Source organism: Amycolatopsis thermalba, assembly GCF_003385215.1.
GTDB lineage: Bacteria > Actinomycetota > Actinomycetes > Mycobacteriales > Pseudonocardiaceae > Amycolatopsis_E > Amycolatopsis_E thermalba.
The window spans coordinates 1-5,583 of sequence record NZ_PQHW01000183.1 but is presented as its reverse complement, the minus strand read 5'-3'; the positions used below and the strand labels follow the sequence as shown (position 1 = coordinate 5,583).

The following is a 5,583-nucleotide window of genomic DNA, read 5'->3' as shown; positions in this document are numbered from 1 at the left end:
CGCCCAGGCCGCGCCGCCGCGACCGCAGAACCGGCCCGCGCACGGCACGCCCGCACCGGCCCGGCCGCCGACCGTCCACACCGAACACACCACCGAACAGACCGAGCCGCCCGGTGAGCGCCCGGAGCACCGGCACGTGCCGGACCTGCCCGCGCTGCGGATCGTGTGCTGGCAGCTCGCCCTGGTGCTGGGCCTGGTCGCCATCGGCCGCCCCTGGCCGGTGGTGGCGGGCCTGCTGACCACCGCCGCCGGGCTGCTGGTCTGGACCGCCGGTCGCGTCGGGGGCCGCTGGCTGTCCGACGAGGTGGCGCTCCGGGTGCGCCTGCTGCTGCGGCGCCGGCGCGCCGCGGGCCGGCGGGACCTGCTGGACACCCTCGCCCCGGGTGCCCGGGTCGGCACCGCCGAACTCGCGGGCGTGCCGGCCGGGGTGATCAGCCGGGACGAGGAGCTGGTCGCGGTCCTGCGCCCGTCCGGCGACGATCCCGGCGCGTTCGCCCGGCTCGCGCTCGCCGGGGCGCTGGTGACCGGCACCGGGGAGCCGCCCGCGATCCGGCTCCAGCTGGTCCTGCACCGCGGGCCACGGCAGACGGACGCCACCCGGGCCTGGCTCGCGGTGCGCGCCCTGCGCGATCCGGCCGTCGCCGCCGACGCGGTGCTGGTCGCCGCGCTGACCAGCGTCGTGCGCCGCGCGCACCGCAAACTCCGCGGCGCCGGCCTGGGCGCGGTCGCCCTGACCGACCAGGAACTGCTCGCGACCCTGGCCGCGCTCACCCACACCGGCCCCGGCCGGGACGCGGTCGCCGAGGAGCGGCGGTACTGGCGGGCCGGCCCGATCACCCAGATCGGCGTGCGCGTGACCGGTCTCGGCGCCCGCCCGCCACGGGCCCGGGTCCACGCGCTGCACCAGCTGCTCGCCGCCGTGCCCGGCGCCGCCTGCACGGTCGCGGTCACCGTGCCCGGGCACGACGCCGTGCTGCGGGTCGTCGCCACGACCGACACCGCCGCCGACACCGCCGTCACGCGGCTGCTGTGGGCACCGCCCGCGGGGCTGCACCTGGAACGAATGGACAACCAGCACGCACCGGCCGTCGCCGCGTCGCTGCCGATCGGAGGAAAGCCATGATCCCCCAGCCCGCACTCGAGGCACGCCAGGCCCCGCCGCGACTGGCGGTCCTGAACGGACAGTCCACCGGCGCGCTGGTGTCCCGCCACGCGCGGGTCGCCACCAAGCTGGCCGCCGCCGAACGGGAGGTGCTGGTCGTCAGCTCGCTGTCCGGCGGCCCCGCCGACCCGGTCAGCAGGTTCGGCCCGGTCGACCACGCCAACCTCGCCCGCGGCGTCCGCTACCGCATGCTCGTCCCGGACTCCGCGCGCACGACGCCCGGTCCGGCGCGGCGCCTGGGCAAGCTGGCGCAGGCCGGCGCGGAGATCCGCACGATGCCGGTGGTGCCCGTCGAGGCGCTGGTCGTCGACGGCGCGCTCGCCGTGCTGCCCGGCGAGCAGCGGGACATCGCCGTGCTCCGCCTGCCCAGCGTGATCGGCACGATCATCGAACTCGTCGAGCACCTCTGGCCGGCCGCGGTGCCGCTCGTGCCGGCCGACCCGCCGGCCACCACCGAACTGGCGGGGCGCGACCGGGAGCTGCTGGCGCTGCTGTCCGCGGGCTGCACGGACGAGTCGGCCGCGGCCGCGCTCGGCGTGTCCGTGCGCACGGTGCGGCGCATGGTCGCCGGGCTGATGAACCGGCTCGGCGCGCGCAGCCGCTTCCAGGCCGGGGTCAAGGCCGCCGGGCACGGCTGGCTGGCGGGGAGGGCGAGCTGATGACCGCGGTCGGCGGCCGGACCCTCCTCGTGGCGCCGGGACGGCACGGCGCCTACGCCACCGTCGGCGAGGCGGTGCTCGGCGCGCCCGACGGCGCGTGCGTGTCCATCGCCGCCGGCACCTACGCCGAAACGCTGGAACTGCTCGGCCGCACGCTGACCCTGCGCGCGGCCGAGGGCGCGGAGGTCGTGTTCGACGGCACCGGCGCGGACGTGCCGGTGCTGTCCGCGCGCGGCGGCGCGCTCACCGTGCACGGGGTGACCGTGCGGGCGGGTGGCGCGGCCGGGGTGCAGGCCGAGAACGCGGCGCTGACGCTGACCGGCTGCACCGTGCACGCCGAACGCGGCCCGGCGGTGACGGTCCGCGGCCCCGGGCCGGTGGCGATCACCGACGTGTCGGTCACCGGCGCCGAGCACGGCCTGGTGCTGGAGGGCACGTCCGGGGTGGTGGAGAACGTGACCATCGACAACGTCGCCGCCGACGGGATGATCGTCGGGCTCGGCGCCGATCCGGTGATCCGGTCGTGCACGGTGAGCGGGTGCGGGCAACGCGGGCTCTACATCTACCAGCACGCGCGGCCGGTGGTGGAGAACTGCCGGATCACCCGCACCGCCCAGGCCGGGATCCTGGTGGCGCACCGCGGCGAACCCGTGCTGCGCCGGACCTCGGTGCGCGACGCCGGGGACGTCGGCATCGACGTGGGACCGCACTGCGGCGGGTCGGTCGAAGCGTGCGAGGTCACCAACACGGCCGAGCCCGCGGTGCGGCTCGCGTCCTCGGCGACCGCGACGGTGACGACCGAGCCGGCCGCGCTGACCGGCGGGTCGAGCCCGCTGGACGCGCTGCTCGCCGAACTCGACGGCATGGTGGGGCTGCCCGCGGTCAAGGCCGAGGTCCGCTCGCTGGTGGACGAGATCCAGGTGAACTCGTGGCGGTCGCGGGCCGGGCTGTCCACCGGGGCGCTGAGCCACCACCTGATCTTCGCGGGCGCACCGGGCACCGGGAAGACCACGGTGGCCCGCACCTACGGCAGGCTGCTGCGCGAGCTGGGGGTGCTCGGCGGCGGGGAGTTCCGCGAGGTGTCGCGCCGGGACCTGGTCGGCCAGTACGTGGGCCACACCGCCGAGAAGACGGCGACGGTGTTCGAGCAGTCCCTCGGCGGCGTGCTGTTCATCGACGAGGCGTACACCTTGTCGCGGCAGACGGGCAGCGGCGCCGACTTCGGCCAGGAAGCCATCGACACGCTGGTGAAGCTCATGGAGGACCACCGCGAGGAGATCGCGGTGATCGTCGCCGGGTACACCGCCGAGATGCGCCAGTTCCTCGCCGCCAACCCCGGGCTGTCGTCGCGGTTCGCCAAGACGATCGAGTTCGAGAACTACACGCCGGACCAGCTGGTCGGCATCATCGGCCGGATGGTGACGGCCGGCGACTACGACCTGGACCCGCGCGCCGACCCCGTGCTCGCCGCGCACTTCGACCGCCTGTCGGCCGCGCCCGATTTCGGCAACGCGCGCGACGCGCGGAAGCTGTTCGAGGCCGTGCGCAAGGCCCAGTCCGGGCGGCTGCGCCGGCTGGGGCGGGTTCCGGACGCCGCCGAGCTGCGGGAACTGCGGCTCGAGGACGTGCTCGCCGCCGTCGGGGCCTGATGGTTCGTACCATGGGAGCGGCGAGGGCGACTGTGATTCCGAGGACGACCACCATGACGGCTGCGGGGGACGCACCCGGCGACCTGGTTCCGCTGGGCGACGGGCCGAGCGCCAGTGTGCTCGCCGGGGTGGACGAGGCGGCCGGGACGGCGTTCGCGCTGAAGGTCTACCCGGGGCGGCTCGACCGCGGCACCCGCGCCCAGGTGGACGCGGAGCTGGGCGCGCTGGCGGCGGTGCGCGGCCGGGCGCCGGTGCTGGTGGCCGACGCGGTGCAGGACCTGCCCGACGGGCGGTGCGCGCTGCGGATGGAGCTGTGCGCGCAGTCCCTGCCGGAGCTGGTGACCGCGTTCGGGCCGATGACGGCGGCCGACGCGCTGGGGCTGGGCCGGTCGCTGGCGGCGGCGCTGGCCGCGGCGCACGCGGCCGGTGTGGTGCACGGCGGGGTCACGCTGGGGAACGTGTTGTTCCGGCCCTCGGGCGAGGCGGTGCTGTCCGACTTCGGCCTGGCGCTGCGCCGGGCCTTCCCCCGCGACCCGGCGCGCGACATCGGTTTCCTGGCACCGGAAACCCTGCGCGACGGCACCGCCGACGAGCGGTCGGATTTGTACGGCCTGGGCGCGGTGCTGTACCTGGCGCTGACCGGGCGGTCGCCGCACCAGGGGCGGCCCGGTGAGCAGGAGGGCGAGCTGGTGCTGCGGGCGCTGCACGAGCCCGTGGCGCCGATGGAGCGGGCCGACCTGCCGCCCGGCGTGGGGCAGCTGGTGGCCGCACTGCTGGCCCGCGACCCGGACGCCCGCCCCCTCGACGCGGCGACGGTGGCCGCCCGGATGGGCGCCGCCTTCGGCGAGCGAGCGCTCGGAATCCGCCCCGCGTTCGACGATTTCGGGACGGCGCCGGGCGGGGGGCCGTTCGGTGGGCCGCCGCAGGGTGGGTCGCCGTCGGGCGGGCAGGTGCCCCACCCGCCACCGGGGCGGCCAATCGCGCAGGTGCCGCAGGCGCCCTTGGCGCCCCCAGTCGCCCCTCTCAGGCCTCAGGCGCCGGTCGGGCCCGCGCCTTCCGGCGCCGCATGGCCCGCGGGGCCATCATCCACCGGGCAGCGGCGGTCAGCAGGTCCGCCGCCCACTGGGCCGCTCCCGGCGGCGCACGCGGCGCCGCCACCCGCGGGACCCCCGGCGCCGGCCAGGACGGCGCTGGGGCGGCCGCTCGTCGAGTACGGGCCCGGGGATCGGCCGCGGCGGGCTCGCCGCACCAGTTCCGTCCTCGTGGCGCTCGCCGTGCTCTCGGCGCTCGCCGTGGCCGCCGTGCTCGTGCTCGTCAACACCCCGGAGGAACTGGACGTCGCGGCCGTGCCGCCGCAGATCGGCTCGCCGGGGGTGCCCTCGGCTCCGGAGCGGGCGGTGCAGCTGGACCTCGACGACCCGGTCGACCAGGGCGACCACGTCGAGCTGTCCTGGCGCAGCAGCGAGGCGCTGGACTTCGCGGTGATCGTGGCCGCCGAGGGCGAACGGAGCACGACGGTCCTCGTGCAGCGCAACACCACCCACCGCGTGCCGGTGGACCCGGTGCGCAAGTACTGCTTCCTCATCCAGGGCACCGACGGCCCCCACATCTACGAAAGCCAGGCGAAACCGATCCGCGGCGCGAACTGCGTCAAGTGACCCGCCGCAGCAGCGTCCCCGGCTCGAACGCCGCCCGCAGCCACACCCGCACCCCCCGCCGCGCGAGCCCGCGCCGCACCCGCCGCACCGCCGTCCACGCCTGCGCGGCCCGGCCCTCGTCCGGTCCGGCACCTGACCACAGCGCCAGGTCCACCGTCCGCCCCAGCGACCGCAGCTCGTCCACAGTGGACTGATCGACGAACCCGGCGGCCGCCGTCGCCAGGTCCCGCACGGTCATCCCCGCCGTCACCGGCACGCCATGACCCCGCAGCCGGTCCCGCACCTCCTCCCACGCGCCGACCACCGCGCCGGCCCCGCCCCGCCGCCGTCGCCGCCAGGCACGCACGCCCTTGGCCAGCGGCGCACCGAGCACGCCCAGCAGGACCGCGCCGAGCACGATCGCCCCCGTCAGCGCCCACGGGAACCGCCCGGCTCCCGCGGGCGCCTCGCCGCTC

5 protein-coding genes are annotated in these 5,583 nt (G+C 77.1%); 4 read left to right on the top strand and 1 reads right to left on the bottom strand.

The window, feature by feature from the left end:
- From D0D15_RS35155 to D0D15_RS35140, 4 genes are all read left to right on the top strand, one after another.
- The coding region (locus tag D0D15_RS35155) for a hypothetical protein (protein ID WP_115945080.1) at positions 1–1,123 on the top strand (1,123 nt) is incomplete at its 5' end.
- On the top strand, positions 1,120–1,821 hold the full coding sequence (locus D0D15_RS35150) for a helix-turn-helix domain-containing protein (protein ID WP_094005432.1): 702 nt from the start codon (positions 1,120–1,122) through the stop codon (positions 1,819–1,821). The genes D0D15_RS35155 and D0D15_RS35150, both read left to right, overlap by 4 nt.
- Positions 1,821–3,470: a right-handed parallel beta-helix repeat-containing protein gene (locus D0D15_RS35145; protein ID WP_094005431.1), complete on the top strand. Its 1,650-nt coding sequence runs from the start codon at positions 1,821–1,823 to the stop codon at positions 3,468–3,470. Before D0D15_RS35150 ends, D0D15_RS35145 begins: the two co-directional genes overlap by 1 nt.
- A gap of 53 nt (positions 3,471–3,523) precedes the next feature.
- The gene (locus D0D15_RS35140) at positions 3,524–5,128 is read left to right on the top strand and encodes a serine/threonine protein kinase (protein WP_115945079.1); all 1,605 of its coding nucleotides are present in this window, start codon (positions 3,524–3,526) and stop codon (positions 5,126–5,128) included.
- On the opposite strand, the gene D0D15_RS35135 is transcribed toward D0D15_RS35140, so the two are convergent.
- Positions 5,121–5,583 (bottom strand): DUF4129 domain-containing protein (locus D0D15_RS35135; RefSeq protein WP_115945078.1); only part of this gene is annotated, 463 nt, incomplete at its 5' end. The two genes, D0D15_RS35140 and D0D15_RS35135, sit on opposite strands and share 8 nt — an antisense overlap.